Genomic DNA, 25,286 nt, shown 5'->3' on the forward strand with positions numbered 1-25,286 from the left:
CCAAAATATAAGTAACGATAAGCAAGGATATGAATTGGCGAACACGCTTGCCATCGATTTTCAGCGTTTAAATCTTATTGGTTATAAATATCTATATAAAACAATGTGATATGGATTTTATCTGAGTTGCGTGAAAAGCTGGCACGTCCGCTGCTATAGCCTGTTCAACGCCGCGATGACGGCTTTCAAAAAAAGAATCGAGATCATGCAAGAGAAAACCTACCAACTGCTGGAAGTGGCCAACGGCAAGCCGATCAAACTCTGGACGCAGGGCGTGCCGGTTGAGCCTGAAGCTCGCCAGCAACTGATGAACACCGCCAGGATGCCGTTTATCTTCAAGCACCTGGCGGTGATGCCGGATGTGCACCTGGGCAAGGGCTCGACCATCGGCAGCGTAATCCCTACGGTGGGGGCGATTATCCCGGCGGCAGTGGGCGTGGACATCGGCTGCGGGATGATTGCCGCGCGCACCACGCTGACCGCCAGCGACTTGCCCGACAACCTCCACGGGCTGCGTTGTGCCATCGAGGCCGCCGTGCCCCATGGTCGTACCCGCAGCCGTAAAGGGCGTGACAAAGGCGCCTGGGAAGACGTGCCGGCCCAGGCCGATCAGGTATGGGCGACGCTGCACCCCAGGTTCAAGGCAATCACCGATAAGTATCCGCAGCTCGAGCACAGCAACAACCGCCAGCATTTGGGCACGCTCGGCACGGGTAACCACTTTGTCGAGGTGTGCCTGGATGAAGCCAACCGTGTCTGGTTCATGTTGCACAGCGGTTCACGCGGCGTGGGCAACGCCATCGGCAACCTGTTTATCCAGTTGGCGCAGGCGGACATGCGCCAGCACCTGACCAATTTGCCGGACCGCGACCTGGCCTATTTCGAAGAGGGCAGCCAGCACTTCGATGACTACGTGCAAGCCGTGGGCTGGGCCCAGGACTTTGCCCGCCAGAACCGCGAATTGATGATGCGCGCGGTGGTTCAGGCCACGCGCCAGGTGATCAGCAAGCCGTTTGAGGTGGTGCTGGAAGGGGTGAACTGCCATCACAACTACGTGCAAAAAGAGCGGCACTTTGGTGAAGAGATTCTGGTGACGCGCAAAGGCGCGGTATCGGCGAAGAAGGGCGAGCTGGGGATCATTCCGGGCTCCATGGGCGCAAAAAGTTTCATCGTGCGCGGCCTGGGCAACGAAGAGTCGTTCTGCTCGTGCAGCCACGGCGCGGGCCGCACCATGAGCCGCACCAAGGCCAAAAACACCTTCACGGTGGCTGACCAGATCCGCGCGACGGCCCATGTGGAGTGCCGTAAGGACGCCGACGTGATCGATGAAATTCCGATGGCCTACAAGGACATCGACGCCGTCATGCATGCCCAGCGCGAGCTGGTGGAAGTGCTGCACACCCTGCGTCAGGTGGTGTGCGTAAAAGGTTAAGAGGAGAACACCGATGGAAAGGGAGGAACGCCACCCACTCAGCGGCGCCATGCGCGCGCGGGTGCTGGATGAGTTGCAACGCATAGAGCGCGAGCGCAACGTGAGCGTGCTGTATGCCTGCGAGTCGGGCAGTCGCGCCTGGGGGTTTGCGTCTACCGACAGCGATTACGACGTGCGCTTTGTCTATGTGGAAAAGCCTGATTGGTTTATGCAGGTGGATGCGCCGCGGGATGTGATCGAGCGCCCGCTGGATGACGAGCTGGATGTCAGCGGTTGGGAGCTGCGCAAGACCTTGGGGCTGCTGCGCAAGTCCAATCCTACGTTGCTGGAGTGGCTGGATTCGCCCCTGGTGTATCGCCAGGAGACTGAGGCGACGGCGCAATTGCGGGCCTTGGCCGAAGCGTTCTACAGCCCGCCGGCGGCGCGTAATCACTACTTGTCGATGGCCAGGAAGAATTTTCGTGGTTACCTGCAAGGCGAGGAGGTGCGGTTCAAGAAGTACTTCTACGTGCTGAGGCCGTTGCTGGCAGTGCGTTGGATCGACCTGGGCCTGGGACGCCCGCCGATGACCTTCGCCGACTTGCTTGGCACGGTGGATGACCCGCAACTGCTCGACGAAGTGGCAACGCTGCTGGCCCTCAAGCGCAATGCCGGCGAGGCCGCTTATGGACCACGGCGCCCGGCGCTGCACGCATTTATCCTGCGCGAGCTGGAACGCGAAGTGCCGGTTTTGCCACGCACGCAAGCAGACTCAAAACGCCTGGATCATTACCTTCGGGACACGGTTAACCGCTACGCATAAGGACCAACATGAAACAGGACGTGATTGAACTCGACGGCGCCATCGGTGGTGGCCAGGTGTTGCGCAGTGGCTTGAGCCTGGCAATGGTGACCGGGCTGACGTTGCGCATCAAAAACATCCGCGCCAAACGCAGCCGGCCAGGCTTGATGCGCCAACACCTGACCGCCGTGCTGGCCGCCGCCCAAGTGTGTGGCGCCAAGGTGCAAGGGGCTGAGCTGGGCTCGCAGAACCTGCTGTTCGAGCCCGGGCCGATACAGGGCGGCGAGTACCGCTTTGCGATCGGCACGGCCGGCAGCTGCACCCTGGTGTTGCAGACGTTGCTACCGGCGCTGTTGCGCGCGCCAACCGCCAGCCGCGTGACGATCAGCGGCGGCACCCATAACCCGCTGGCGCCGCCAGTGGACTTTTTGCAGCGGGCCTGGCTGCCGCTGTTGCGGCGCATGGGGGCGCGCGTTGAATTGAACCTCATGCGCCATGGTTTCGTCCCGGCTGGCGGCGGCGAAGTGGAGGCGTTTATCCAGCCATCGGACCTGCAGGCGTTGCAGCTGATGCAGCGCGGCAAGCTGCTGGAAAAACGTGCCATCGTGCTGAATGCCGGGCTGGCGGATCAGGTGAGTGAGCGTGAATTCAAGCGCGTCCGCCAGCGCCTGGGGTTCACCGAGGCGCAGCTGTGTCCTGTGCAAATTGATCCGCAGCAAGGACCGGGCAATGTGCTGATGCTCGAATATGTTCACGCGCAGGTCACCGAAGTATTCAGTGCGTTCGGCATGACCACCGTGCGGGCCGAAGCCGTGGCCGATGACGCCATCAACCAAGCGATGGAATGGCAGGGCACCGACACCGCAGTGGGTGAGCACCTGGCGGATCAACTGCTGTTGCCGATGGCGTTGGCCGGCGGCGGGCGTTTTACCACGCCACACATGAGCGAGCACTTGCACAGCAACATGACGGTGATTCAACGTTTCCTGCCGGTGGTGATCGAAAGCCGCGTGCGCGAGGAGGGCGGGTTGCTGGTCGAGTGTCGCAGTATCTGATCTGCTCACTCGCGCGGGTCAAAACCGCCCTCAGCCGTTGGATGTTCATCATGAGTACGTGCCCCGTTCAGCCACCTCTTGAACCGCAGTTCGTCTGCCACCCCATCACCCGCAGCGCGATTTTCATGGTCGCCACTCTGACGCCCGGCGGCGTTGTATCCATATCGCGAGTTAGGTGTGCAAGAGCGCAAGGCCGTCTCGACCCCTGGCGACATCCTGCTGCACATCCGTGCCGATTAGATGGCCCTGGCCACCCAATTGATGGCGGCCCTGGGCGACAGCGTCAAGGTGGAAGAAGTGAAGATCCTGCGCGACAACATGCCCTTTGGCCGCCCGGTGGGTAACTACGACCGTTTGCTGGACTTCAGCACGGCGGTCACCGGCGGCCTGTTTTTCGTGCCCTCGGCCGACCTGCTCGAAGCATTGGCCGACCGCCAGCCTGGGGCTTAGCTCCGCACGGCTTAACTCAAAAAGCCGGTGCTGACCGCCACGATCAGGAAAATCCCCAGCAGTGCGCGGTAGATCACGAACGGCCAGGTGGAGAACCGCTCCAGGAACTTCATCAGGCCCCAAATGGCAAAGAACGCCGAGACGCTGGCGACCACCAGCCCGAAGATCAAGTGCGACCAGGCGTGGGCAGGCATGTCGGCGTGCAGCAGCACCCACAGTTCTTTCAAGCCGGCGAGGGCGATGGCCGGCAGGCCCAGCAGGAAGGAAAAGCGCGCAGCTTCTTCACGCTTGAAGTTCAGGAACAGCGCGGCGGTGAGCGTCGAACCGGAGCGCGACACCCCAGGGATCAGCGCGCCAATCTGCGCGATACCGACAATCAGCGCATCGCGCAGGCGCATTTCGCTCATTTCACGGGTATGGCGCGCGCGCACTTCGGCCACTGCCAGCAATACCGCCATCACCACGCAGGCAATCCCGATCACCATCAGGCCGCGTAACGGCGAGTTGCAGGTATTCAGGGTCGAAGACAGCGCCAGGCCGGCAATCCCAATCGGGATAGTGGCCAACACAATCGCCACGGCCAGTTTGAACCACCGGTCGTTGTAGTCGCCCCGGCGCACCGCACTGATGCTGCCGGTGGTCACCTGGCGCACGTCACGCCAGAAGTAACTGACCACCGCCGCCAGCGCCGCCAGCTGCATGGCCGCGGAAAACGCCGAACCCGGGTCTTGCCAGCCGAGCAGGGCGGGCACCACTCGCATGTGGGCTGTGGACGACACCGGCAACAGCTCGGTAATGCCCTGGATGACGCCCAGGATGAAGATCTGCAGGTAGTCCAGAGAGGCAAAGCCCACATCCAGGCCGGCGGAACAGACGTTTGTCACAATACGTGTCCTTGAAAAAAGGGGCTTTAGAAGAAGCAGTGAGCAAAGTTTATTCTAAATGTTTCAGGATATTGGACGCGGAGTAGCAAATCCGCAATCGGTTCAGCAAACAGAAAGGTTATGCAATGTATTGGCGTGTGTATCACTTTTGTGAACAATGGGGCTTTGCGTATTTTCACCGAGAGCCCAATGCCTGAAACCACCGTCGAATTGATCCAGACCGGCCCCGATGCGTCTGAGCTGATCCGTAATCTTTACCAGTACTATGCCTATGAGTCGTCAGACTGGGAGCAGGAAGATGTGGAGTCGGATGGCCGTTTCTATATCCATGACGAGCACCTGACCCGCTACTGGCAAGACCCGCAATGGAGCGCCAACCTGCTGCTGGTGGATGGCTACATCGCCGGCTTCCTGCTGATCGAAGGCAGCGAGCTGCCGGGCATCGACGCACTGGAACTGGCCGACTTGTTCATCCTCAAGCGCTACCGCCGCAAAGGCATTGGCCGCGCTATCGCCACCCAAGTGCTGCGCAGTGGCGAGACCAATTGGCTGGTGCGGTTCTACGATCAGGATGAAGTGTCCCAGGCGTTCTGGCGCGCGGTGCTCGATGACCTGCCGCGCCCGGTGCAGCTGCTTGAGCTGGATGACGATCCGCAGTTGGTCAGTTATTTGATTACGCGGGCCGCGCTGCATTAAACACGATGTTGAACTTAGCCGGGCACGGCCGCACTTGGACTCGTCGGCCGGTTTCGCCCTGAATGGCACAGGCCCAAGGCCCGGCCTCTACTCTATTCGCAGCGCGTTTTGCCTGAATATCCGAAGGACACAGTGACCCGCCGTGGCCTGGGTACGGGTAAACAACCCAACAGCCAAAACCCTTATCACTGCCGCTAGGCACCCGCGTTGAACAACACTTGCTGCATCGCCTGCGGCGGTTGCCCGAACGCGCGCAGAAACGCCTGGCGCATGCGCTCGCGGTCACCGAAGCCGGTTTCGCGGGCCACCACTTCGACCGGGTGACGGCTGGTTTCCATCATCGCCCGGGCAGCTTCCACCCGCAGCGACTCGATGGCCTTGGCCGGCGTCTGCCCGGTTTCTTCGCGGAACACCCGGCTGAATTGGCGCGGGCTCAGCCGAGCCACCTCGGCCAGGGCTTCCACCGACAGGTCGTGGGTCAGGTTTTCGCGGGCATAGGCCAGGGCCAGTTGCACGCGGTCGGACTTGGGGTCCAGTTCCAGTAACGCCGACAATTGCGATTGCTCACTGCCGCGGCGCTGGGCAATCACCAGCTTGCGGGCGATACGCCGGGCGAGGTCGCTGCCCAGGTCGGCTTCCACCATGGCCAACGCCAGGTCGACTCCGGCGCTCATGCCGGCGCCAGTCCAGACCTGGCCGTCAACCACGAACAGTTTGTCTTCTTCGAGCTGAATATCCGGGTAGCGCTTGCGAAATGCCGGCGCGTGAATCCAGTGGGTGGTGGTGCGCTTGCCTTCAAGCAAACCGGCTTCGGCCAGCACGAAAATGCCCATGCACAGCGAGGCCACGCGCCGCGACTGCGCAGAGGCGGCTTTGACCACTTCCAGCAGGTTGGCCTCGGGCAGGCGAAATTCCAGGTAGCCGCTGACGATCAGCGTGTCATAACCCTGTGGCCGAATCGGGCTGGTATTCACCGAAAAACCCTGGGAGGTCATGACGGCGCCGCCGCTCTCCGAGACCAGATGAAACTCATAAGCCGGTTCACCGCGCAGCAGGTTCGCGCACTCGAACACCGAACCCAGGCTGAGGCTCAGGGACTGGAAATTCGGGTAAACCATCAGCGCAACGCTGTGCATCGTCATTCTCCAAGGGGCGTGGGAGAGGGGATTGTCGGCGGGTGCCAGGCAAACGGCAACCGACTTTGTGCCATGTCCGAAATCCTTGCGGATATGACATTGTTGAAGTTTTTCTCGACGCCTAACATCCCCTCAACGAACTAGACGACTGGTCTAATCGGGACGAGATGAATGATGACTAACGCGACTAACAGTACAAGGCAGACCATTCTGGATACGGCGCAATTGATTGTGAGCCGCAAAGGATTTTCTGCCGTGGGGTTGAATGAAATACTTCAAGCCGCCGATGTACCCAAAGGGTCGTTTTATCACTACTTCCATTCCAAAGATGCATTCGGCGTGGTCTTGCTCGACACCTATTTCGACCAATACCTCAAAGGCATGGAGCAACTGTTCCAGCAACCCGGGCTGCCCTGGGCCGCCAGGTTGATGCGCTATTGGCACACCTGGATCGACAACCAGACCGGCTGCACCGACGCGGGCAAATGCCTTGCCGTCAAACTTGGTGCCGAGGTGTCAGACCTTTCAGAACCAATGCGTTTGTCCCTGCAGCGCGGCACCACACGCACCATCGCCTTGCTGGCCGAGGCCTTGCAGCACGGCATCCAGGACGGCTCGCTGGCGGTTCAGCAACACCCCGAAAGCCTGGCTCGGCGCTTGTACGCGCTGTGGTTGGGGACCAGCGTCATGAGCAAGATCACCCGAACATCCGCGCCTTTTGACGAAACGCTGCTGCTGACCCGACAGTTATTGGGTTGCCCTGAACCTGCTGATGCATACACCTACTGAAACCATCGATCGAGGCACTGGAAAATGAAAGTATTAATGGTACTGACCTCTCACGACCAGCTTGGCAATACCGGTCGTAAAACCGGCTTCTGGCTCGAAGAATTTGCGGCGCCCTATTACACCTTCAAAGACGCGGGTGCCGAACTGGTGCTGGCATCCCCGGCCGGCGGCCAGCCACCGCTGGACCCGGTCAGCGATCAGCCGGATGCACAGACCGAGCAAACCCGTCGCTTTGCTGGCGACCCGGCGGCCCAACAGGCCCTGGCCAGCACCGTCAAGCTGGACACGGTCAACGCCGACGACTTCGACACCGTGTTCTACCCAGGCGGCCATGGCCCGCTGTGGGACTTGGCCGAATCGCAAACGTCGATCGCACTGATCGAAGCGTTTGAGCGTGCCGGCAAGCCGATCGGTTTTGTCTGCCATGCGCCGGGCGCTCTGCGTCATGTCAAGGCCGTGAATGGCGAGCCGCTGGTCAAGGGCCGTCGTGTTACCGGCTTCTCCAACGCTGAAGAAGCTGCGGTTGGCCTGACCGATGTGGTGCCGTTCCTGATTGAAGATGATTTCAAGGCGCTCGGCGGCCACTATGAAAAGGGCGCTGATTGGCAGTCCTTTGTGCTCGAAGACGGCTTGCTGGTGACCGGGCAGAACCCTGCCAGTTCCAGTGCTGTGGCCAAGGCCCTGCTCACACTCACCGCCTGAATTAACCACACGCGTTATTGATTGGCGGCTCCTTGGAGCCGCCAATGCTTTTGCTCGCCCTGAATTTGGAAATTTCACATGACTCATCATTTAAATACCCCGGTAAAACTGGGCCATCACACGCTCAATAACCGTGTTGTCTTGCCGCCTCTGACGCGTCAACGCAGCGCGCAACCCGGCGATATCGCCACCGACCTGATGGCCGAGTATTACCGCCAGCGCGCCACGGCCGGTTTCATGGTCAGCGAAGGCACGCAGATCGAACCGCGCGGCCAGGGTTACGCCTGGACGCCGGGTATCTACAGCCCGGCGCAGATCGACGGCTGGCGCAAAGTCACCGACGCCGTGCATGCCGAAGGTGGCGTGATCTTCGCCCAGCTGTGGCATGTGGGGCGCGTGTCCCATAACGCGCTGCAACCGGAGGGCGCCGCACCGGTCGCGCCGTCGGCCATTGCGGCGGAGCAGGCAAAAGCCTTTATCGAAACCGGGCCTGGCGTCGGCGAGCTGATGCAGCCGCCCGTGCCGCGTGCGTTGAGCCGGCTGGAAATTGAAGAACTGGTAGGGCACTACGCACAGGCGGCGCGCAATGCGTTGGACGCCGGTTTTGATGGGGTGGAAATCCACGCCGCCAATGGTTACCTGGTCAACCAGTTCATCTCGGCCCACGCCAACCAGCGTGACGACGAATACGGCGGCTCGCTGCACAACCGCCTGCGCTTTCTGCGCGAGATCGTCGAGGCCGTGACCGCCGTGGTCGGCCCGCAGCGCCTGGGTGTGCGTTTTTCTCCGCTGTTCAGCGGCACGGACCAGGACCGCGTGTACATCGGCCTGGTCGAGGAAGATCCGCATCACACCTACATTGAAGCGATCAAGGTGCTGGAGGCATCGGGCATTGCCTATGTGTCTATCGCCGAGGCTGACTGGGACAACGCTCCCGACCTGCCCGAAACTTTCCGTCAGGCGGTGCGCAGCACGTTCAGCGGGCGCATCATCTACGCCGGTCGCTATACCGCTGAGCGTGGGGCAAAATTGGTGGAGGCGGGGCTGGCAGACTTGATTGCCTTCGGCCGTCCGTTCATTGCCAACCCGGACCTGCCGCAGCGACTGTTCAACGGCTGGCCGCTGAACCCGTTGCGGGCGCAGGGCATGTACGGCGGCTCGGAAGAGGGCTACACCGATTACCCGGCGTTCGCCGAGTAATTAGTCGATGCCCCGGCACAGATCCGTTGTCGGGGCCGTCGAGCAGTGGCGCGGCGGCGAAGGCGGTGGGGCAGGCAACAACAGGGTGACCGTGCCGCCGCCATTGCAGCCTCGCTGGGGCTCTACAGCTGCCAGCGTTGATCTTCAGCGGGGCGGATGAGCGTCATTCCACGCGCAACACAATCTTGCCAATGTGATCGCCGCCTTCCATCCGCGCATGGGCCTGGGCGGCGTCGGTGTATTCGTACACCTTGTCGATCATCGGCAGGCAGCGTCCGGCGGACAGCACCGGCCACACGTATTCGCGCAGTTGTTCGGCAATGGCAGCCTTTTCGTCCTTGGTGCGTGCGCGCAGCAAGGAGCCGGTGATCACGGCGCGCTTGCCGAGGATGGTCAGCAGGTCGACGTCATTGGCCTTGCCGCCGCCGAGGAAGCCGAGCATCACCAGGTGCCCGTCCATGGCCAGGGACTTGAGGTTATTGTTCAGGTACGAGGCGCCCATGATGTCGAGGATCACATTCACGCCCTTGTTGTCGGTCTTCTGCGCGATGACCTCGGCGAAGTCCTGCTCGCGGTAGTTGATCGGCTCGGCGCCCAGCTTGGCGATCGCCGCACATTTGTCGGCGCTGCCGGCGGTGGCGAACGCCTGGATACCGTATTCGCGGCACAGCATCAACGCGGTGGTACCGATGCCGCTGGTGCCGCCGTGGATCAGCACGCTCTGGCCGGTATGAGCATCACCTAGGCCAAACAGGTTGGCCCAGACGGTGAAGAAGGTTTCCGGCACGGCGGCGGCTTGAATCCAGTCCATGCCATCCGGAATCGGCAAGGCCTGGCTGGCAGGCACCGCGCAAAATTGTGCATACCCACCGCCGTTGGTCAGGGCACACACTTTGTCACCCAGCGCGTACTCGCTGACACCTTCGCCCAATACAACCACTTCACCCGCCACTTCCAAGCCTGGAATGGGGCTCATGCCAGGTTTCATCGGGTACTTGCCGGCGCGCTGCAACGCATCCGGGCGGTTGACGCCGGCCGCGTGCACGCGAATCAGGATTTCACCGGGCTCTGCCACCGGCACGTCGGCCCGGCGCGGTTGCAGGACCTCGGGGCCGCCAGGGGCGGTGATTTCGATCAGGGTCATTTCTTTTGGCAGTGACATGTGCGATTACCTGCAACGATGAGCGTATGAGTTGGGACCGCGTCGGGCAGTCGCCGGTTCAGCCGCATCATACCGAGGGTCAGCGCCTGTCGAAAAAAAGCCGGGCAAGCCCGGCAAAATAAGGAGAGGGTGATTCACTCGCTTCAGCGATTGAGGAACGCCAACAAGTCTTCGTTCAGCTGCTGGGTGTGGGTGGCGGCAAAACCGTGCGGCGCATCCTTGTACACCTTCAGCTGTGCGCCCTTGATCATCTCGGCCGCGACTTTGCCGGTGGTTTCGAACGGTACGACCTGGTCGCCGTCACCGTGGATCACCAGGGTTGGCACCTCGATCTTGGCCATGTCCGGGCGGAAGTCGGTCTCGGAGAACACGGTGACACAATCCACGGTCGATTTAAGCGACGCCAGCAACGCGACCTGCAAGGTCTGCGTCAGCACGCCCTGGGAGACTTTCTGGCCCTTGTTGATGCCATAGAACGAGGCATTGAAGTCGCTGATAAATTGCGCGCGATCCTTCAGCAGCCCGGCCTTGATGCCATCAAACACCGCGGTAGGCACGCCCTGCGGGTAATCCGGTTTTTGGCCGAAGATCGGCGTGACGGCGCCCAGCAGCACGAGGCCGGCCAAACGCGAGTTGCCGTGGCGCGCGATGTAGCGGGCCACATCGCCGCCGCCCATCGAGAAGCCCACCAGGGTCACCTCCTTGAGGTCCAGGTGTTCGATCAGTTGGGCGATATCGTCGGCGAAGGTGTCGTAGTCGTTACCGGTCCACGGTTGGTCCGAGCGGCCAAAACCCCGGCGGTCGAAGGCGATGGTGCGAAAGCCACGGCTGCTCAGGTATTCCATCTGGTATTCCCACATGTCGGCATCCAGTGGCCAGCCGTGGCTGAACAGCACGGGCTTGCCGCTGCCCCAGTCCTTGAAATAGATCTGGGTACCGTCTTTGGCAACGAATGTGCTCATGGAAAACTCCTTGGGGTCAGGGGGCAAAAGCTCAGTCTCACTATCGCGTTAAACCGGCCCAGGGGCTTGTACGGATGTGCTCGGTTGAACGCTTGCGCGTCTGCATTGGTCCACTGACCTCTACCGTCAGTTCAACAGGTGAACCAAATGGCCAAGACTTACAGCTACGCCGCTCGGGATTCCAAGGATGCACTCAAGCCTTTTACCTTCGAGCGCCGCGCGCCGGGGTCGGACGACGTCCAGATCGATATTCTCTATTGCGGCGTGTGCCACTCCGACCTGCACACCGCGCGTAACGAATGGCACAACACCTTGTATCCGTCGGTGCCCGGCCATGAAATCGTCGGCCGCGTCACGGCCGTCGGTGCCAACGTGAAAAAATTCAAGGTCGGTGACCTGGCCGGTGTCGGTTGCATGGTCGACAGTTGCCAGCACTGCGCATCCTGCGCCGAGGGCGAGGAGCAATACTGCGAGAACGGCTTTACCGGCACCTACAATGGCCCGGTGTTCGGCGGCGAAAATACCTTTGGCGGCTACTCGGACAATATCGTGGTCAAGGAGAAGTTCGTGCTGCGCATCTCCCACGATGATTCGAACCTGGCGGCCGTGGCGCCGCTGCTGTGCGCCGGCATCACCACTTACTCGCCGCTGCACCACTGGAAGGTGGGGCCCGGCAAAAAAGTCGGGGTCGTCGGCCTCGGCGGGCTAGGGCATATGGCAGTGAAGATCGCGCATGCCATGGGCGCACATGTCACGCTGTTCACCACCTCGCCGAACAAGCGCGAAGACGGCCTGCGCCTGGGTGCCGACCAAGTGGTGGTGTCGAAGAACCCGGACGAGATGGCCAAGGTCGTCAACAGCCTGGACTTCATCCTCAATACCGTTGCCGCGCCGCATGACCTCGATGCGTTCCTCAATCTGCTCAAGCGCGATGGCACCATGACGCTGGTCGGCGCACCCGACAGCCCGCATCCGTCGCCGACGGTGTTCAACCTGATCTTCAAACGCCGCAGCCTGGCCGGCTCGTTGATTGGTGGTATTCAGGAAACCCAGGACATGCTGGACTTCTGCGCCAAGCACAAGATTGTCTCGGACATCGAGATGATCGACATCCAGGGCATCAACGAGGCGTACGAGCGGATGCTCAAGGGCGACGTGAAGTATCGCTTCGTGATTGATATGGAGAGCTTGAAGAAGGAAAGTCACGCGGCTTGAAACGCTGCAGACCTACGGTGGGAGCGGGCTTGCTCGCGAAAGCGCATTGACAGTCAACAGAGTCATCGACTGATCCATCGCCTTCGCGGGCAAGCCCGCTCCCACATTTGTTCAGTGCGAGCCGTTAAGCCGACAAGTGCTCGTAGAGAATCGTCGCACCCACCAGCATCAACACCACGCCGCCGACCATTTCGGCGCGCTTGCCCACCACCGTGCCCAGCACCCGACCGAGCATCATGCCGATGGTTACCATGGTCATGGTCGCCAGGCCGATGGCTGCCGACGCCACCAGAATATTCACATCGATAAAGGCCAGGCCCACGCCGACGGCCATCGCATCAATGCTGGTCGCAAAGGCGGTAATGGCCAAGATCATGAAGGAATGCTGGGTCGGCTTTTCCGCCTCCTCATCGTCCGCCTTGAGCCCGTTGTAGATCATGTGCAAGCCCAGTGCGACCAGCAGGGTAAAGGCGATCCAGTGATCCCAGTCCTCCACCCAACGCGTGGCTGCATGGCCGATGGCCCAGCCGATCATCGGCGTGATGGCTTCGATCACACCAAAGATCAGGCCGGCGCGCAGTGCTTCGATCAGACGCGGTTTGTGCAGGCTGGAGCCTTTGCCGATGGCCGCCGCGAAGGCGTCCGTGGACATGGCCAGGGCGAGAAAAATCAGGGAAATGGGGTTCACGGTGAGGCTTCCAGTCGGGCTGTATGAGTCAACGACACAACCACACGCCCGACTTTAGGCATGGATGTGTCGCTGGTCTCACCAACCTCAACGGTGTTCGTACCACGGCAGGTTGCCGAATATGTTGATACGAACGCTTCTGAGCGGGTCAGAAGCCGGTTACTCCCCAACGAAGGGGCGCATCATAGACAGCCAGATATGAAAATTCCGTCAACGCCCTTCAAATACCGGTGGGCGGCGCTCCATACGCTCTGGCCGACGTCGGCGCCGAGATCACCACGCCGACGCGCTGGGCGGCGAGGGCGACCAGGCTTTCGTCCAGGCTGTCGAGCAGTTGCGCGCTCAGGGCATTGCGCTGGCTGGGGTTACCGGCTCTCCAGCAGCGCTTTCAACGCATCGCGGTGCGTTGAAAGCGCTTCATTGTTGGCAAAGCGCGGGTCGTTCGGCAGCTCGGGCAGGTCCAGCAGCACACACAGCTTGCCCCACATGGCCGGGGTGATCGGCGCCAGGTTCAATGGGCCGTCCAGGGTCTGGAACACGCCGTAAGGCGCGATCACCGCGTGGGATCACTTGGGTTTCTGGGTGTCGAGCGCCGTTGCAATCACGCTGCCCATGGGCGTCGGTTTGGGCGACTGACGGTGCAGCACGGCATTCACGGCCCACTCTTCAAGGCGTACGCGGTCACGCTGGAACACCATCATGTGAGTCGAGCCGCCGAACTCGAAGTGACCGATTTCAGTGCCGCGTGTGATCTTCACCGGCTTGCTGCCTTCGTCGACGATAAACCCCGGTTCGATGATGCAGGTCGACACTTCAACCATGCCAATGCAGATCAGCGCCACGTACCCGCAGGTGGGGTGTTCGAAGATGAAAATGGCGCGCGCGGCCACATGGCCCAGGTAGGGTTGCGACTCGGTGCCTTCCCACGTGCCCGGGCCTTCTTTTTGCGCCGGGCGTTGGGCGAAGTAGGTGCCAGGTTGCACCCACGAACGCAGCAGGGTGCCGTCCAGCGGCGCGTTCCAGCGGTGGTAGTGGGTGGCGGAGAGGAAACCCTGATACAGCTGCCCACCTTCAAAGTGCTTGGCCCAGTCACGTTGGCCGGCGAACAAGTCCAGCAGTGAGTAGTTGACGTCCTTGATCCAGAAGTCGCTTTCGAAGGCGATGTTGTTCTGGTACGCCCACGGCGTGGTTTCGCAGCCGATATCGACCTGCGTCTGCGCGTTGCCCTGAAACGGCCGGGCGCCGGGCACGAACTTGCGGATGAAAAACGCGTTCCAGGAGTCGTAGCCGTAGCCGGGCTTTTTCGGGTCGCATTCCATCTGGTCCCAAACACCGGCTGCCCAGGCGGCCTTGGAGATCCACGAGCCGGGCTTTTCCGGGTTGTTGATGTCGAGTTTGTCCAGTGACTGCGGGCTTTTGAGGTAGGCGTTCCAGGTGTTGAGCACGTTCTTGAATTGCTCATTGAAGGTGGCGTCATGGAACAGCGCAACACCGGCTTCGGTGGCCATGGAAATCGCCAGGAAGGCATTCATGGGCGTGCCGACCTGGGCGGTGTCGTTGAACGAGGACGAGGTGGTGACAATTTCGTTGAGGATCTCGAAGAAACTGTCGTAGTCCTTGATCCACACGACGTCGCCGTCCTGGGTCTTGATCTGGTCGCGAGTGTGCGGCGCCAGGGTCAGCACGAACGCATTGGACTGCTCGATCAGCGACATGACCCACATGCGGTACACGCTGTGGGTGGTCACCCAGTTTTTGAATTCCACCAGTTGCGGCTGCATCGGCGCGAGGGTGCCGGCCTTTTTCATGCTGTCGATGTAGTCGCGCAGTGGCACCAGGAAGTTGGCGGTGGCCCACACGCGGTTGGGCACCCAGAAGCCCATTTGCACGGGGCCGGCATTGTCCAGGGTGAGCAGGTTTGAACCGCTGCCCTCGACGGGTGGCGGAGTCTTGCGAGGTTGGGTGGCGGGCGAAGAACAATCGGAGTGCGCCATATCATTAGTCCTTAAACGTAACTGCGTGGGAAAGCTCCTTTTGAGCACTCTCAGCGTAGCTAGCGTGGGACCGGGGTTTGTAATAGTTGGCTATAACCAGGCGCGCCCGCCGACGAAAATCATTTTTGACACCAGCTCCACGATGTTTTTCACCTCAAGTTTCTTCATCAGCCGTGCCCTGTGCACTTCCACCGTACGGTGAGAGATCGCCAGGCGCTGGGCGATCTCCTTGGATTTAAGACCGTTGACGATGTGCATGGCGATTTCCCGCTCCCGCGGCGTCAGGTCGCCGGTGCCCTGGTGCGTGCGGTCCAGGCGCTCGAAGTGCCAGATCATCAGCTTGAACGGGTCTCTGGGCGTGAGCGTGTAGCCGTGGGACTTGGCCCAGAACACCTCGCCGCTTTTGTGCTGCATGAAGCGTTCATCGGAGTAGAAGCCGTTCTCGCTCTCCAGCAGCCAGTCGTGGCTACGCTTGCCGATGGCGTGATAATCGGCCTGGGACGGGTAGATCAACAGGGTCAGTTGGTTGACCAATTCGTCGCGCGAATAGCCGAACAACTGCAGGAAGGCCTCATTGCAATCGACCATCACGCGGTTGCGCGTGACCAGTTGCGGGGCGGGGGAGAGCTGGAACGCCAGGCGTTCGATATCTTGAAGTTGCTGGGTAAACGCGTTCATTGGGCATCCTGCCTCGTTGCTTTTCTCACCGGGCTACTTATCCATGTAAGTAGTTACACGAATTGGCGAGCGCTCAGCGGTGCGTCATTGTAGGTAAATGTCCGCATCAAAAATAGAAGAAATTGATTATGCCAGCTGATTGCGTCTCCATTGTTGCCGCCGGTCATTCGCGTTTTGGTCGCCTGGAAGGCACCACCCTTGAAGACCTGATCGTGCAGGTTACCCGCGAAGCCCTGGCCGATGCGGCCATTGATGCGTCGCAAATCGATGCGTTGTTCCTGGGGCACTTCAACTCGGGGTTGGTGCCTGACGGGTTTGCCAGCTCTTTGTTGTTGCAGGCCGACCCGGGCCTGCGCTTCAAACCCGCCACGCGGTGTGAAAACGCCTGTGCGTCCGGCTCGGCGGCGATTCAGGCCGGGGTCAATGCGATCCTCTCCGGCAGTGCCGACCTGGTGCTGGTGGTCGGCGCCGAGAAGATGACCCACACGTCCACCGCCGAGGTCACCCAGGCCCTGGCCGGCGCCGGTTATCAGAACGACCCGGCCGAAGCCGGCTTGAGTTTCCCGCAGCTGTTCGGCCGTGCGGCGCGCCAATACACCGAGCGCTACCACTGCCCGCTGGGCTCGATGGCCGCCATCGCCACCAAGAACCACACCAATGCCATGGCTAACCCGCTGGCGCAAATGCACCGGGTGATGGATTTCGAACACTGCAACAACGTGTCCAAGAGCAACCCGTTTGTGGCCGAGTCACTGCGCCTGACCGATTGCTCGTTGATCAGCGACGGCGCCGCCGCGATCATCCTGGCCTCACCCAAGCGAGCGCGCGCGTTTCGTCGAGACGTGCAGATTCGCGCGATGACCCAGGTCAACGACTGCTTGCCCATTGCCCAGCGCGACATCCTGGCGTTTGAAGGCCCGCAACGGGCCATCCACTCGGCGCTGCGCGGGGCGAATATCACCCTGGCCGACCTGAGTTTCGCCGAGGTGCACGACTGCTTCACCATCGCCGAACTGCTGATCTACGAAGCCATGGGCCTGGCGCCCAAGGGCGAGGGCCATCGCGTGCTCGACAGTGGCGTGGTGCGCGCCGGCGGGCGGCTGCCGGTGAACCTCTCGGGTGGGCTCAAGGCCAAGGGGCATCCGGTAGGTGCCACCGGCGTGTCGATGCACGCCTTGGCGTTCCGCCAATTGACCGGCGAACCGATTGGCCTGGCGGTGCCCAACGCGGAGTTTGGCCTGGTGTTCAACATGGGCGGCATGGCAGTGGCCAACTACGCCTCGGTCCTGCACGCGCGCCGGTACTGACCCATGAACATTGCCAACTGGTTGCACGACACCCAGCGCCGCGACCCGCAGCGACCGGCATTGTTCGAAGGCACGCGGCAAGTGGCCGACTACGCGACCTTTGCTGCGCATGTTCGCCAGCGCGCCGCGCACTTGGTGGACCAGCACGGCGTGGTCGCCGGTGATGCGGTCGCCGTGCTGATGAAGAACAGCTGCGACTACCTGGAAGTGCTCTACGCCATCTGGTGGCTGGGCGCCGTGGCTGTGCCGATCAACGCCAAATTGCACCCGGCTGAGGCGGCGTGGATCGCCGATAACGCCCAGGCGCGCCTGATCTTTACCGACGGCGGCCGAATATTTTCGGCGTCGCGCGACTTGCCTCAGCACTGCAAGGAACTGGACGGCCACACGCTGCCGCCGACGCGTGGCTGGCCGACCCTGGCGCAGCCGGAGCCCCGCCAGGACCAGGACCTTGCCTGGCTGTTTTACACCTCCGGCACCACCGGGCGCTCCAAGGGCGTGATGCTGTCCCACGGCAACCTGATGGCGATGTCGTTGTGTTACCCCACAGACGTGGATCCGGTCAGCGCCGATGACGCAGTGCTGTATGCCGCGCCAATGTCCCATGGCGCCGGGCTCTACAACTTCATTCATGTGCGCTGCGGCGCGCGGCATGTGGTGCCGGCTTCCCACGGTTTCGACGCCGCCGAGCTGTTTGGCCTGGCGGCCGAGTTGGGCAATGTTTCACTGTTTGCGGCGCCGACCATGGTCAAGCGCATGGTCGAACAGGCGCGGCGCCAGGATTATCGCGGCGAAGGCATCAAAACCATCGTTTACGGTGGCGGCCCGATGTACCTGGCCGATCTGTGTGAGGCCGTCGACACCTTCGGCCCGCGGCTGGTGCAGATCTACGGCCAGGGCGAGAGCCCGATGACCATCAGCGTGCTGCCTCGCGCGCTGATCGCCGACCGCCAACGCGCAGACTGGGCCATGTTGGCCGCCTCCGTCGGCCATGCGCAATCGTGCGTTGAAATCCGCATTCTCGACGCACAGCACCAGCCGGTGCCGACGGGCGAGCGCGGCGAAATCGCCGTGCGCGGTGCCACGGTGATGCAAGGCTACTGGCGCAACCCCGAGGCATCGCGTCAGACCCTGGTCGAGGGCTGGCTGTTGACCGGTGACGTCGGCTTTCTCGACGCGGCGGGTTACCTCACCCTCACGGACCGTTCCAAGGATGTGATCATCAGCGGCGGCAGCAACGTGTACCCGCGTGAAGTCGAGGAAGTGCTGGCGCAACATCCCGAGGTGTTCGAGGTGTGCGTCGTGGGAGAGCCGGATACGCAATGGGGCGAATCGGTGGTCGCGTTTGTGGTGACGCGCAGCGGCCAGCCCCTCGATGAAGCCGAGCTGACGGCCTGGTTCGTGGCGCGTATGGCCTCGTTCAAGAAACCCAAGAAGTACCTGTTTCCCGGCGAATTGCCAAAGAACAGTTACGGCAAAATCCTCAAGACCGACTTGCGGCAGTGGCTGAAAGCAGCGAGTATCGCCGCGCTTCCCTAGACCCGTTTTTCATGGACAGAACATCAGACAAGGAGTCCCTTTGATGGGCAATCAAGCGCAAGACACGGTCCGCAAGCGGCGCCGTGCGTTTCTCGGTGCCACTTCCGGTCACTTGATCGAGTGGTACGACTACGGCGTCTACGGCTTTCTCGCCGTGTACATCGGCCAGGCATTTTTCGTCTCCGATGACCCCACCACCAGCCTGTTGGCCAGCTTCGCGGCGTTTGCCCTGAGCTTTTTCATCCGGCCTCTGGGCGGGCTGTTCTTTGGTCCGCTGGCGGACAAGATCGGCCGCCGCAAAACCCTGATCATGGCGCTGGTGATGATGACCGGTTCCACCGTCATGCTCGGCCTGTTGCCCACCTATGCAACGCTTGGCATTGCTGCGCCGATGCTGCTGATTCTGGTGCGCTGCGTGCAGGGTTTCTCGGCGGGCGGCGAGATCGGCACAGTGACCAGCTTTATCTCCGAATACGCCGGCCCCGGCCGACGCGGTTTTGCCACGTGCTGGCTGATGGTCACCGCCGTGCTCGGCCTGCTGCTGGGCGGCGCTGTGGCCAATGGCATGACCTGGGTCCTGGGCGCCGAGGTGATGCAGGAATGGGCCTGGCGCGTGCCGTTCCTGATCGCCGCACCGTTGGGTTTTATCTCCATGTACATCCGCCTCAAGCTGGAAGACAGCCCGGAATTTCTCGCCTTGCAGCGCGCCGGGCAGACTTCCCGTGCACCCTTGCGCGAAGTCTGGCAGTGGAAGCGCGCGATTGCCCTGGTGTTCTTCATCATCACCTTGCACAGCTCGATCTTTTACCTGGTGCTGACCTTCGCCTCGACCTACATGGCCAAGATCCTCAAGTTCGACAGCGGCACCACGCTGCTCTATGTGTTCGTCGCGAGTTTCTCGGCCGCGTTCGTGATGCCGTTTGGCGGCGCGTTCACCGATAAATACGGACGTAAGCCGTTTCTGATGGTGATCGGCACCCTGGCCACGCTGGCGATGTTCTGGCTGTTCAAGTCGGCGCCAACCGCCACTGCCGCGTCGTTCTTCGCGCCATTGATGGCGGTGGCGATCCTGTTCGGGCTGTATGCCTCCTCGACCTATGCGCTGATGAGCGAGCTGCTGCCCACGCGCATCCGCTCCACCGGGATTGCCGTGGCGTACAACGTGCCGGTCGCGGTGTTTGGCGGCAGCGCGCCGCTGATCTCCACCTGGCTGATCAAGGTGACGGGCGACATCACTTCACCCTGGTATTTCTACGTGGCAACCGGTGTGGTGTCGTTGATCGCACTGGTGGTGCTGCGCAAGGAAGATTTCGTCGCCAGTGGCAGCCCGATGGTGGCGCCGGCGGTGGCCGTGTTGGCCCCGGCCGCCTGATCGACTGCGGTTTTCGAAAACCCGGCTACGCTGTTTCAGGTCTCATCATTGATCAACAAGGAAGACCTGACCCTGAGAGAACTGACCAACAGCGTTACCCCGAAAAGCCTGACATTCAGCGCTGCAGCACGCCACGAAACGTTGCGCTCAACGCGCGCAACGTTTCGCGCGAGCGCGCATCACTGATCCGGCTATACAGCAGCACTTCACTGACGGGTAATGCGGGCAGGCCGTATTGCTCGCTCACGTCCACCGCCCCGGCCGGGGCCACGCGGTGGGCGAGGGCGGCGACCCCCAATCCGGCGCTCACTGCCGCGCCTACCGCCATTACGCCACCGCCGACAAACACTTCGGTCCAGTCGATACGCGCGGCCTCCAATGCCCTCACCGCCAGGTGCCGAACGCCACAGGGCGCGGCCATGGTCGCCATGCGCAGCGGTGTGCCGGGGCTGTGTTGCCAGTGTGGCGCCGCGAACCAGCCAAAGCGTTCCACGGCCAGCACTTCGCCGTCCTGGCGATCGCCTTCGTTGCGCACGATCACCGCGTCCAGTTCATTGCGATCAAACGCGGCCACCAGGTCGCGGGACGAGGCGATGCGCACCTCGAGAATCACCAGCGGGTCGTAGGCCGCGAGTCGGCTGAGCCAGGTGGGCAAGTCCGGCCCGGCCACGTGGTCGCTGATACCAATCACCAAACGCCGAGGCGCGTGGGCGCCCAGGTCAGCCAGTGCCCGCTCATGGGCATTGAGCAGGGCACGCGCGGCCACGATGAAGCGCTCGCCCTGGGGCGACAGCTGCACATGGCGAGGCGTGCGTACCAATAGGCGATAACCGAGGCGTTCTTCCAGGCGCTTGAGCTTCAGGCTGATGGCGGCCTGGGACGTGTCGAGCGCCTCGGCGGCGCGGGTGAAGCTGGCGAAATCAGCCACCAGCACAAAGGCGTGTACGGTGTCGATATCGAGGGGTTTGAGCGCGTCAGTCATATCCAATCCTTATCGCAATTATATTCGGCCATATCTTGTTGAAATCATCGCCAGCGCGCAAGCTCTGTCCACATCTTGCACAGGAGCTTTGCCATGTTTGCCAAACAGTATTCACACCGCCTGCCTGCCGACTACGACATGGACGTAATACGCCGGCGCGCCGCGCAATTGGGGCCGTTGTGGGAGGACACGCAAGGGTTGCTGTTCAAGGCGTTTATCGCGCAGACGCGTGGGCAGGCGCCGGGCAATGTGTATGCGTCGGTGTACCTGTGGGCCGACCCGTTGCAGGCCGCCGACTTTCTACTCGGCGAGCGTTTTCAGAAAGTGCTCGACAGCTTTGGCCGTCCGCACATCGAAAGCTGGTTGCCGCTGGATGTGCAGCGTGGGCCCACGCAGCATGCGTTGAGCCTGTACCGAGAGGAGTGGCCGCTGGTGCCGGGGGCGGATCGGGCGGGGATCGTCGCCGAGGAAAAACGGCGCAATCAGCAGTTGGCTGACAGCGGTGACACGTTTGCAGTATGCCTGGCGCTGGATGTGCAGGCGTGGCGGCTGGTGCGCATCACCTTGTCAAGCAAGGCGCTGGATGCGGCGCATCCCGGAACGGGCTATGAGGTGTTGTACCTGGCCCGCCCCGGGGTTCAGTTCAAGGGTTGAAACGCGCTGTTGGCTGGCTGAGCTTGCGCTCGGCCACCGCGCCAAACACCAGGCCGAGGGTGGTCCACAGCACCAACTGGATACCCAGCGACGCTACGCGGAATTTCCACAGCAGCACGGCCGAAAACGCCTCCGGCACTTCGTTGATCACCGGGAACAGGCTGCCGGCCACCGACACAATCACGATGTACAACGCCACACCCAGGATCGCCCCGGCCCAGACGCCACGGCGGACAATCAGCTTGCGCGCGGCGTTGATCGCAATCACCGCGGCCGCCACCGACACCAGCAGCATCAGGAAGAACAGCCTGGTGCGCTGCGCGATGGTTTCGGGGTCGCCCACCGAGGGCGGGTTGGCCGGGTACTTGAGCCCTGGCACCAGGGTAATTGCCACAAATGCCGCCAGTGCCAGCAGCGCCGCCAGGCCACGCGGGCCGACCTTGCCGATACGGCCCAGGGCGTAAGCGAACACCAGGGCGAAGAGGCCGCCCAGTGACACGCTGTATACCACCACGCCGGTGAACAGGCCGAAGGTGCTTTGCACCTCGCGGCTCACCAGCTCCTCTTCCGGCGCATCGCCGTGCATCTGTGCCATGTGGTCTTCAAAGGCGATGGCCTTGTCGATCTGCGGTTCACCAAAGGTCTTGGCGAAGCCGAAAGCCAGCACGCCGGCGAGCAAGCCCACCAGCATCCCGCGCAGGAGTAAATGCCCTGTCATGTCGTGTCTCGCTTATCGGTTAATGGCAGGGGAAACCCAGCAGGTGGCGGCCGTCGTGCACAAACTCATGCACATACATGCCTTTGAACACCGCGGTGGCGCCTTGCTCGGCGCCGACAAAATAGAGCGCCAGCAGCAACAACAGGCCGCCGAAGATCGCCCACGGCAGAATGTCGCCCAAGGGCAGGGTGGGTAAATGCACATCAGGATTCGTTGCAGCAGTGTTAGCCATGAAAACCTCCAGGGATGACGCGTCCCGAAATGGATTGCGATTGGGCTGAAACAGGGTCTGGCTTACGGCTAAAAGGCCGAATACAGTGGCGCGACCGCGCCGGATTCGAACCGGCTTCCTCTTTCATGTTCGTTGTAACATGTTGAAACAACTTTGCCAGTCTACGCCGACTGCGCGTCGAAACAGAGTGAATTGTGATGCAGGCCACCCGGTTGACCTTGATATGCCATGCCGCCACGCCGTTGCAAAAACAGGGGCGGTTTCCCGATGACGAATCGGTAGCGATGCAATGGCAACCCGCGGCCTTGTCCCTGGCGGGTCGTTTCAAGAAAAGCCCGCGGCTGGTATGTGGGCCCGAGGCCAGAACCCGGCAAACCGCCGGCTTGTTCGGCGATGACGCGCAGGTCGAAGACGCGTTGCGCGACGGTGATTTTGGCGCCTGGAAAGGCCAGGCCATCGCCCAGCTCGACAGCCATGCATTGAGTGACTGGCTGACCAACAGCGCCAGCGCGCCTCACGGCGGTGAGTCGGTGGAGCAGATTTGCGTGCGCGTCGCTGACTGGATGAAAAGTCTCGAAACCCAACCCGGGCACGTAGTGGCTATCACCCACCCGTTTGTGATTCGCGCCGCGATGCTGTACGTGTTGCAGTTCCCTGTCTCGATGTTCTACCTGATTGATGTCGAGCCGCTGTCCGCCACCGAACTGCGCTTTAACAAGGTGTGGCGCCTGCGTCTGGAAACTCACGCCTGAGCGCGTGAACATGGCAAAATCCACGCCCCGCAATGAGAGCAACCCATGAAACGCATCCTGATCATCGGCATTGGCGCCGGCAACCCTGACTACATCACGATGCAGGCCGTCAAAGCGCTGAACCGCACCGACGTGTTTTTCCTGATGGACAAGGGCCAAAGCAAAGACAAGCTGATCGACCTGCGCCGCGAGATTTGCGAAACCTACATCACCGAGCCTGGCTACCGTTTCGTCGAGGCCGACTGCCCCGAGCGCGTGCGCGGCGATATCGACTACACCACCGCCGTGCAGGACCTGAATCGCGACAAGCAGCAGACCTTCGAGCGCATGATCAACGAGCAGATGGCTGACGGTGAAGTGGGCGCGTTCCTGGCCTGGGGCGACCCTGCGCTGTACGACAGCACCATCCGCATTCTGCAAGCGATCCTGGCCAGTGGCCGCAGCGTATTCGAGTTCGAAGTGATCCCCGGCATCACCAGCGTGCAAGCCCTGGCCGCCCAGCACAAGGTGCCGCTGAACCGCATAGGTCGCTCCATCGAGATCACCACCGGGCGCCGGTTGGCGGCGGGGCAGGCGAGTGATGCGGACACCTTGGTGGTCATGCTCGACGCCGAAGATTCCTACCGCAGCGTGGCCGATCAGGACATGGACATCTACTGGGGCGCCTATCTGGGCACGCCGGACGAAATCCTCATCAGCGGCAAAGTCAGCGAAGTGGCTGAGCAAATCCAACAGGTGCGCAAGGCGGCGCGTCTGGAAAATGGCTGGATCATGGACACTTACTTGTTGCGCAAACCCTGAGGTCACTTTCCTATGCTCAAACTGTTTGCCCTGGCACTGACCCTGATGGCCAGCGCCGCCCACGCCGACTCCACGCTGCACACCGATTTGCCCCTGTCTTATCTGGAACAGACCCAGAGCGATGCGCGCAATCAGCCGCTGGTGATTTTCCTGCACGGTTTTGGCAGCAACGAGGAAGACCTGTTTGGCATCAAGGACGCGCTGCCGTCCACCTGGACCTACCTGTCGGCACGTGCGCCGATGCCCGTGGACCCACAGGGTTATCGCTGGTTTACCAAGACGCCGGGTGACGGCGACTACAATGGCGAAACCGCCGACCTGCAACGCAGCGCCGCGCTGATCGAAGACTTTGTGGGCAAGGCCACTGCCAAATACCACACGCAAAGCGATCGGGTGTTTCTGGTGGGGTTCAGCCAGGGCGCGATCATGTCGTACGAGGTGGGCTTGCGAAAGCCCGCGTTGGTGCGCGGCATCGCGGCCTTGAGTGGCAGTGTATTGCCGGTGCTCAAGGCTGAACTCAAGCCCAGCGAATCATTGGGCAAATTGGCGATCTTTATCGGCCACGGCACTCTCGACCAGGCACTGCCGTATGCCTCGGCGACGCAGGCCAATGAGGTACTGGTGGGCCTTGGGTTGACGCCGGAGTTTCACGGGTATCCGGGCATGCCGCATACCGTCAGTGAGACCGAAGTGCAGGACCTTCAGGCCTGGCTGGAGAAAAGCCTGAAGTGAAATGGCGGGTGAGGGGTGCTGGGATGGTTATTTTTCGTTTGGTAGCGTTGAGTGCCTGTCCGTTGCTGCACTAATGGCTTTTCTGTGGGAGCGGGCTTGCCCGTGATGCGGGTGCCTCGGTACATCAGCCATACCCAGTGGATGCCATCGCAGGCAAGCCAGCTCCCACATTTGATTGAGTTCAGCTTCCAGAATCAGGTCGGCTGTCAGGCCGCCTCGGCCGCGCTTTTGATCTAACCACTCAGGTCGGCTACTAGGCCGCCGTGCTTTGCTTTTGACTTTGATCTTAGGCGCCCCGTTAAACCACGCTGGCCGAACGCAGGTAGTACGGAGCGGGTAAACCGGCAGGACGCCGGTTTAGCCGCGACGGGGC

Annotated in this window: 26 protein-coding genes, 1 pseudogene and 1 riboswitch; of the genes and pseudogenes, 16 read left to right on the top strand and 11 right to left on the bottom strand. The window is 61.6% G+C overall.

Going from position 1 to position 25,286, the window contains the following annotated elements; translation table 11 throughout:
* Nucleotides 1–205: 205 nt before the first annotated feature.
* The 4 genes and pseudogenes from FPT15_RS22830 to FPT15_RS22845 all read left to right on the top strand — a co-directional run bounded on the left by FPT15_RS22830 (nucleotide 206) and on the right by FPT15_RS22845 (nucleotide 3,718).
* Entirely contained in the window at nucleotides 206–1,432 is a 1,227-nt protein-coding gene (locus FPT15_RS22830) for an RtcB family protein (RefSeq protein WP_145164873.1), read from the top strand.
* A 13-nt stretch (nucleotides 1,433–1,445) separates the two neighbouring features.
* Nucleotides 1,446–2,234 carry a nucleotidyltransferase domain-containing protein gene (locus FPT15_RS22835; RefSeq protein ID WP_145164875.1) on the top strand — a complete coding sequence of 263 codons (789 nt, stop codon included), beginning with the start codon at nucleotides 1,446–1,448 and terminating at the stop codon, nucleotides 2,232–2,234.
* 8 nt (nucleotides 2,235–2,242) lie between these two features.
* Complete coding sequence (rtcA, locus tag FPT15_RS22840; protein WP_145164877.1) at nucleotides 2,243–3,268, top strand: RNA 3'-terminal phosphate cyclase; 1,026 nt, start codon at nucleotides 2,243–2,245, stop codon at nucleotides 3,266–3,268.
* Nucleotides 3,269–3,318: 50 nt separating this feature from the next.
* Nucleotides 3,319–3,718, top strand: a pseudogene (locus tag FPT15_RS22845) (Dyp-type peroxidase domain-containing protein).
* Nucleotides 3,719–3,729: 11 nt separating this feature from the next.
* On the opposite strand, the gene FPT15_RS22850 reads toward FPT15_RS22845, so the two are convergent.
* A complete protein-coding gene (locus FPT15_RS22850; protein WP_106579591.1) occupies nucleotides 3,730–4,602 on the bottom strand; it encodes an undecaprenyl-diphosphate phosphatase in 873 nt (290 codons plus the stop codon).
* 189 nt (nucleotides 4,603–4,791) lie between these two features.
* On the opposite strand from FPT15_RS22850, the gene FPT15_RS22855 reads away from it, so the two are divergent.
* Complete coding sequence (locus FPT15_RS22855) at nucleotides 4,792–5,298, top strand: GNAT family N-acetyltransferase (protein ID WP_145164879.1); 507 nt, start codon at nucleotides 4,792–4,794, stop codon at nucleotides 5,296–5,298.
* A gap of 194 nt (nucleotides 5,299–5,492) precedes the next feature.
* Here the strand turns inward: FPT15_RS22855 and FPT15_RS22860 are convergent, their stop codons facing one another.
* On the bottom strand, nucleotides 5,493–6,434 hold the full coding sequence (locus FPT15_RS22860) for a GlxA family transcriptional regulator (protein WP_145164881.1): 942 nt from the start codon (nucleotides 6,432–6,434) through the stop codon (nucleotides 5,493–5,495).
* A 174-nt stretch (nucleotides 6,435–6,608) separates the two neighbouring features.
* Here FPT15_RS22860 and FPT15_RS22865 point away from each other — a divergent pair, with 174 nt between their 5' ends.
* The 3 genes from FPT15_RS22865 (at nucleotide 6,609) to FPT15_RS22875 (ending at nucleotide 9,125) form a co-directional block, all read left to right on the top strand.
* The gene (locus FPT15_RS22865; RefSeq protein ID WP_145164883.1) at nucleotides 6,609–7,223 is read left to right on the top strand and encodes a TetR/AcrR family transcriptional regulator; all 615 of its coding nucleotides are present in this window, start codon (nucleotides 6,609–6,611) and stop codon (nucleotides 7,221–7,223) included.
* 24 nt (nucleotides 7,224–7,247) lie between these two features.
* Nucleotides 7,248–7,925 (top strand): type 1 glutamine amidotransferase domain-containing protein, encoded by a 678-nt coding sequence (locus FPT15_RS22870; protein ID WP_145164885.1) that lies wholly within the window; start codon nucleotides 7,248–7,250, stop codon nucleotides 7,923–7,925.
* Between the two features lie 78 nt (nucleotides 7,926–8,003).
* Entirely contained in the window at nucleotides 8,004–9,125 is a 1,122-nt protein-coding gene (locus FPT15_RS22875) for an alkene reductase (protein WP_145164887.1), read from the top strand.
* A gap of 163 nt (nucleotides 9,126–9,288) precedes the next feature.
* On the opposite strand, the gene FPT15_RS22880 is transcribed toward FPT15_RS22875, so the two are convergent.
* Both FPT15_RS22880 and FPT15_RS22885 read right to left on the bottom strand, forming a co-directional pair.
* The gene (locus FPT15_RS22880; protein ID WP_145164889.1) at nucleotides 9,289–10,287 is read right to left on the bottom strand and encodes an NAD(P)H-quinone oxidoreductase; all 999 of its coding nucleotides are present in this window, start codon (nucleotides 10,285–10,287) and stop codon (nucleotides 9,289–9,291) included.
* Nucleotides 10,288–10,430: 143 nt separating this feature from the next.
* The gene (locus tag FPT15_RS22885) at nucleotides 10,431–11,249 is read right to left on the bottom strand and encodes an alpha/beta fold hydrolase (RefSeq protein ID WP_145164891.1); all 819 of its coding nucleotides are present in this window, start codon (nucleotides 11,247–11,249) and stop codon (nucleotides 10,431–10,433) included.
* Between the two features lie 147 nt (nucleotides 11,250–11,396).
* Between FPT15_RS22885 and FPT15_RS22890 the strand changes: the two genes are divergently transcribed.
* Nucleotides 11,397–12,464 (top strand): NAD(P)-dependent alcohol dehydrogenase, encoded by a 1,068-nt coding sequence (locus FPT15_RS22890; protein WP_145164893.1) that lies wholly within the window; start codon nucleotides 11,397–11,399, stop codon nucleotides 12,462–12,464.
* A 124-nt stretch (nucleotides 12,465–12,588) separates the two neighbouring features.
* Here FPT15_RS22890 and mntP read toward each other — a convergent pair whose 3' ends face one another.
* From mntP to FPT15_RS22915, 4 genes are all read right to left on the bottom strand, one after another.
* Nucleotides 12,589–13,152: a manganese efflux pump MntP gene (mntP, locus tag FPT15_RS22895; RefSeq protein WP_145164895.1), complete on the bottom strand. Its 564-nt coding sequence runs from the start codon at nucleotides 13,150–13,152 to the stop codon at nucleotides 12,589–12,591.
* A 365-nt stretch (nucleotides 13,153–13,517) separates the two neighbouring features.
* Nucleotides 13,518–13,709, bottom strand: coding sequence for a CoA transferase (locus FPT15_RS22905; protein WP_256676508.1), 192 nt, complete (start codon nucleotides 13,707–13,709; stop codon nucleotides 13,518–13,520).
* A 9-nt stretch (nucleotides 13,710–13,718) separates the two neighbouring features.
* Complete coding sequence (locus tag FPT15_RS22910; protein ID WP_145164897.1) at nucleotides 13,719–15,146, bottom strand: phosphatidylserine decarboxylase family protein; 1,428 nt, start codon at nucleotides 15,144–15,146, stop codon at nucleotides 13,719–13,721.
* 90 nt (nucleotides 15,147–15,236) lie between these two features.
* Nucleotides 15,237–15,824: a LuxR C-terminal-related transcriptional regulator gene (locus FPT15_RS22915; protein ID WP_119736077.1), complete on the bottom strand. Its 588-nt coding sequence runs from the start codon at nucleotides 15,822–15,824 to the stop codon at nucleotides 15,237–15,239.
* Nucleotides 15,825–15,952: 128 nt separating this feature from the next.
* On the opposite strand from FPT15_RS22915, the gene FPT15_RS22920 reads away from it, so the two are divergent.
* Genes FPT15_RS22920 through FPT15_RS22930 form a run of 3 tightly spaced genes read left to right on the top strand, consistent with a single transcriptional unit; the run spans nucleotide 15,953 to nucleotide 20,042 of the window.
* Nucleotides 15,953–17,131: an acetyl-CoA acetyltransferase gene (locus tag FPT15_RS22920; protein WP_145164899.1), complete on the top strand. Its 1,179-nt coding sequence runs from the start codon at nucleotides 15,953–15,955 to the stop codon at nucleotides 17,129–17,131.
* A gap of 3 nt (nucleotides 17,132–17,134) precedes the next feature.
* Nucleotides 17,135–18,670, top strand: a complete 1,536-nt coding sequence (locus FPT15_RS22925; RefSeq protein WP_145164902.1) for a class I adenylate-forming enzyme family protein — start codon at nucleotides 17,135–17,137, stop codon at nucleotides 18,668–18,670.
* A gap of 43 nt (nucleotides 18,671–18,713) precedes the next feature.
* Complete coding sequence (locus FPT15_RS22930; protein ID WP_145164904.1) at nucleotides 18,714–20,042, top strand: MFS transporter; 1,329 nt, start codon at nucleotides 18,714–18,716, stop codon at nucleotides 20,040–20,042.
* Between the two features lie 115 nt (nucleotides 20,043–20,157).
* On the opposite strand, the gene FPT15_RS22935 is transcribed toward FPT15_RS22930, so the two are convergent.
* Nucleotides 20,158–21,024, bottom strand: a complete 867-nt coding sequence (locus FPT15_RS22935) for a LysR family transcriptional regulator (RefSeq protein ID WP_145164906.1) — start codon at nucleotides 21,022–21,024, stop codon at nucleotides 20,158–20,160.
* A 93-nt stretch (nucleotides 21,025–21,117) separates the two neighbouring features.
* Here FPT15_RS22935 and FPT15_RS22940 point away from each other — a divergent pair, with 93 nt between their 5' ends.
* Complete coding sequence (locus FPT15_RS22940; RefSeq protein ID WP_145164908.1) at nucleotides 21,118–21,678, top strand: DUF4865 family protein; 561 nt, start codon at nucleotides 21,118–21,120, stop codon at nucleotides 21,676–21,678.
* Here the strand turns inward: FPT15_RS22940 and FPT15_RS22945 are convergent.
* Nucleotides 21,668–22,396: a CbtA family protein gene (locus FPT15_RS22945; protein WP_145164910.1), complete on the bottom strand. Its 729-nt coding sequence runs from the start codon at nucleotides 22,394–22,396 to the stop codon at nucleotides 21,668–21,670. The two genes, FPT15_RS22940 and FPT15_RS22945, sit on opposite strands and share 11 nt — an antisense overlap.
* A gap of 19 nt (nucleotides 22,397–22,415) precedes the next feature.
* Nucleotides 22,416–22,628: a CbtB-domain containing protein gene (locus FPT15_RS22950; protein ID WP_145164912.1), complete on the bottom strand. Its 213-nt coding sequence runs from the start codon at nucleotides 22,626–22,628 to the stop codon at nucleotides 22,416–22,418.
* Between the two features lie 34 nt (nucleotides 22,629–22,662).
* Nucleotides 22,663–22,787: riboswitch (cobalamin riboswitch) on the bottom strand.
* Nucleotides 22,788–22,825: 38 nt separating this feature from the next.
* Between FPT15_RS22950 and FPT15_RS22955 the strand changes: the two genes are divergently transcribed.
* The 3 genes from FPT15_RS22955 to FPT15_RS22965 are packed head-to-tail and all read left to right on the top strand — an operon-like array spanning nucleotide 22,826 to nucleotide 24,913.
* A complete protein-coding gene (locus FPT15_RS22955; RefSeq protein WP_145164924.1) occupies nucleotides 22,826–23,380 on the top strand; it encodes a histidine phosphatase family protein in 555 nt (184 codons plus the stop codon).
* Nucleotides 23,381–23,425: 45 nt separating this feature from the next.
* Nucleotides 23,426–24,181, top strand: a complete 756-nt coding sequence (gene cobF / locus FPT15_RS22960; protein WP_145164914.1) for a precorrin-6A synthase (deacetylating) — start codon at nucleotides 23,426–23,428, stop codon at nucleotides 24,179–24,181.
* 12 nt (nucleotides 24,182–24,193) lie between these two features.
* Complete coding sequence (locus FPT15_RS22965; protein ID WP_145164916.1) at nucleotides 24,194–24,913, top strand: alpha/beta hydrolase; 720 nt, start codon at nucleotides 24,194–24,196, stop codon at nucleotides 24,911–24,913.
* The last annotated feature ends 373 nt before the right edge of the window (nucleotides 24,914–25,286 follow it).

This window comes from Pseudomonas sp. RGB (assembly GCF_007713445.1).
GTDB lineage: Bacteria > Pseudomonadota > Gammaproteobacteria > Pseudomonadales > Pseudomonadaceae > Aquipseudomonas.

What these genes read in the sequence shown, in the direction of transcription:
- FPT15_RS22830 (WP_145164873.1), top strand. Translation starts at nt 206, where the DNA reads ATGCAAGAGAAAACCTACCAACTGCTGGAAGTGGCCAACGGCAAGCCG.
- FPT15_RS22835 (WP_145164875.1), top strand. Translation starts at nt 1,446, where the DNA reads ATGGAAAGGGAGGAACGCCACCCACTCAGCGGCGCCATGCGCGCGCGG.
- rtcA (WP_145164877.1), top strand. Translation starts at nt 2,243, where the DNA reads ATGAAACAGGACGTGATTGAACTCGACGGCGCCATCGGTGGTGGCCAG.
- FPT15_RS22855 (WP_145164879.1), top strand. Translation starts at nt 4,792, where the DNA reads ATGCCTGAAACCACCGTCGAATTGATCCAGACCGGCCCCGATGCGTCT.
- FPT15_RS22860 (WP_145164881.1), bottom strand. Translation starts at nt 6,434, where the DNA reads ATGCACAGCGTTGCGCTGATGGTTTACCCGAATTTCCAGTCCCTGAGC.
- FPT15_RS22865 (WP_145164883.1), top strand. Translation starts at nt 6,609, where the DNA reads ATGACTAACGCGACTAACAGTACAAGGCAGACCATTCTGGATACGGCG.
- FPT15_RS22870 (WP_145164885.1), top strand. Translation starts at nt 7,248, where the DNA reads ATGAAAGTATTAATGGTACTGACCTCTCACGACCAGCTTGGCAATACC.
- FPT15_RS22875 (WP_145164887.1), top strand. Translation starts at nt 8,004, where the DNA reads ATGACTCATCATTTAAATACCCCGGTAAAACTGGGCCATCACACGCTC.
- FPT15_RS22880 (WP_145164889.1), bottom strand. Translation starts at nt 10,287, where the DNA reads ATGTCACTGCCAAAAGAAATGACCCTGATCGAAATCACCGCCCCTGGC.
- FPT15_RS22885 (WP_145164891.1), bottom strand. Translation starts at nt 11,249, where the DNA reads ATGAGCACATTCGTTGCCAAAGACGGTACCCAGATCTATTTCAAGGAC.
- FPT15_RS22890 (WP_145164893.1), top strand. Translation starts at nt 11,397, where the DNA reads ATGGCCAAGACTTACAGCTACGCCGCTCGGGATTCCAAGGATGCACTC.
- FPT15_RS22910 (WP_145164897.1), bottom strand. Translation starts at nt 15,146, where the DNA reads ATGGCGCACTCCGATTGTTCTTCGCCCGCCACCCAACCTCGCAAGACT.
- FPT15_RS22915 (WP_119736077.1), bottom strand. Translation starts at nt 15,824, where the DNA reads ATGAACGCGTTTACCCAGCAACTTCAAGATATCGAACGCCTGGCGTTC.
- FPT15_RS22920 (WP_145164899.1), top strand. Translation starts at nt 15,953, where the DNA reads ATGCCAGCTGATTGCGTCTCCATTGTTGCCGCCGGTCATTCGCGTTTT.
- FPT15_RS22925 (WP_145164902.1), top strand. Translation starts at nt 17,135, where the DNA reads ATGAACATTGCCAACTGGTTGCACGACACCCAGCGCCGCGACCCGCAG.
- FPT15_RS22930 (WP_145164904.1), top strand. Translation starts at nt 18,714, where the DNA reads ATGGGCAATCAAGCGCAAGACACGGTCCGCAAGCGGCGCCGTGCGTTT.
- FPT15_RS22935 (WP_145164906.1), bottom strand. Translation starts at nt 21,024, where the DNA reads ATGACTGACGCGCTCAAACCCCTCGATATCGACACCGTACACGCCTTT.
- FPT15_RS22940 (WP_145164908.1), top strand. Translation starts at nt 21,118, where the DNA reads ATGTTTGCCAAACAGTATTCACACCGCCTGCCTGCCGACTACGACATG.
- FPT15_RS22945 (WP_145164910.1), bottom strand. Translation starts at nt 22,396, where the DNA reads ATGACAGGGCATTTACTCCTGCGCGGGATGCTGGTGGGCTTGCTCGCC.
- FPT15_RS22950 (WP_145164912.1), bottom strand. Translation starts at nt 22,628, where the DNA reads ATGGCTAACACTGCTGCAACGAATCCTGATGTGCATTTACCCACCCTG.
- FPT15_RS22955 (WP_145164924.1), top strand. Translation starts at nt 22,826, where the DNA reads ATGCAGGCCACCCGGTTGACCTTGATATGCCATGCCGCCACGCCGTTG.
- cobF (WP_145164914.1), top strand. Translation starts at nt 23,426, where the DNA reads ATGAAACGCATCCTGATCATCGGCATTGGCGCCGGCAACCCTGACTAC.
- FPT15_RS22965 (WP_145164916.1), top strand. Translation starts at nt 24,194, where the DNA reads ATGCTCAAACTGTTTGCCCTGGCACTGACCCTGATGGCCAGCGCCGCC.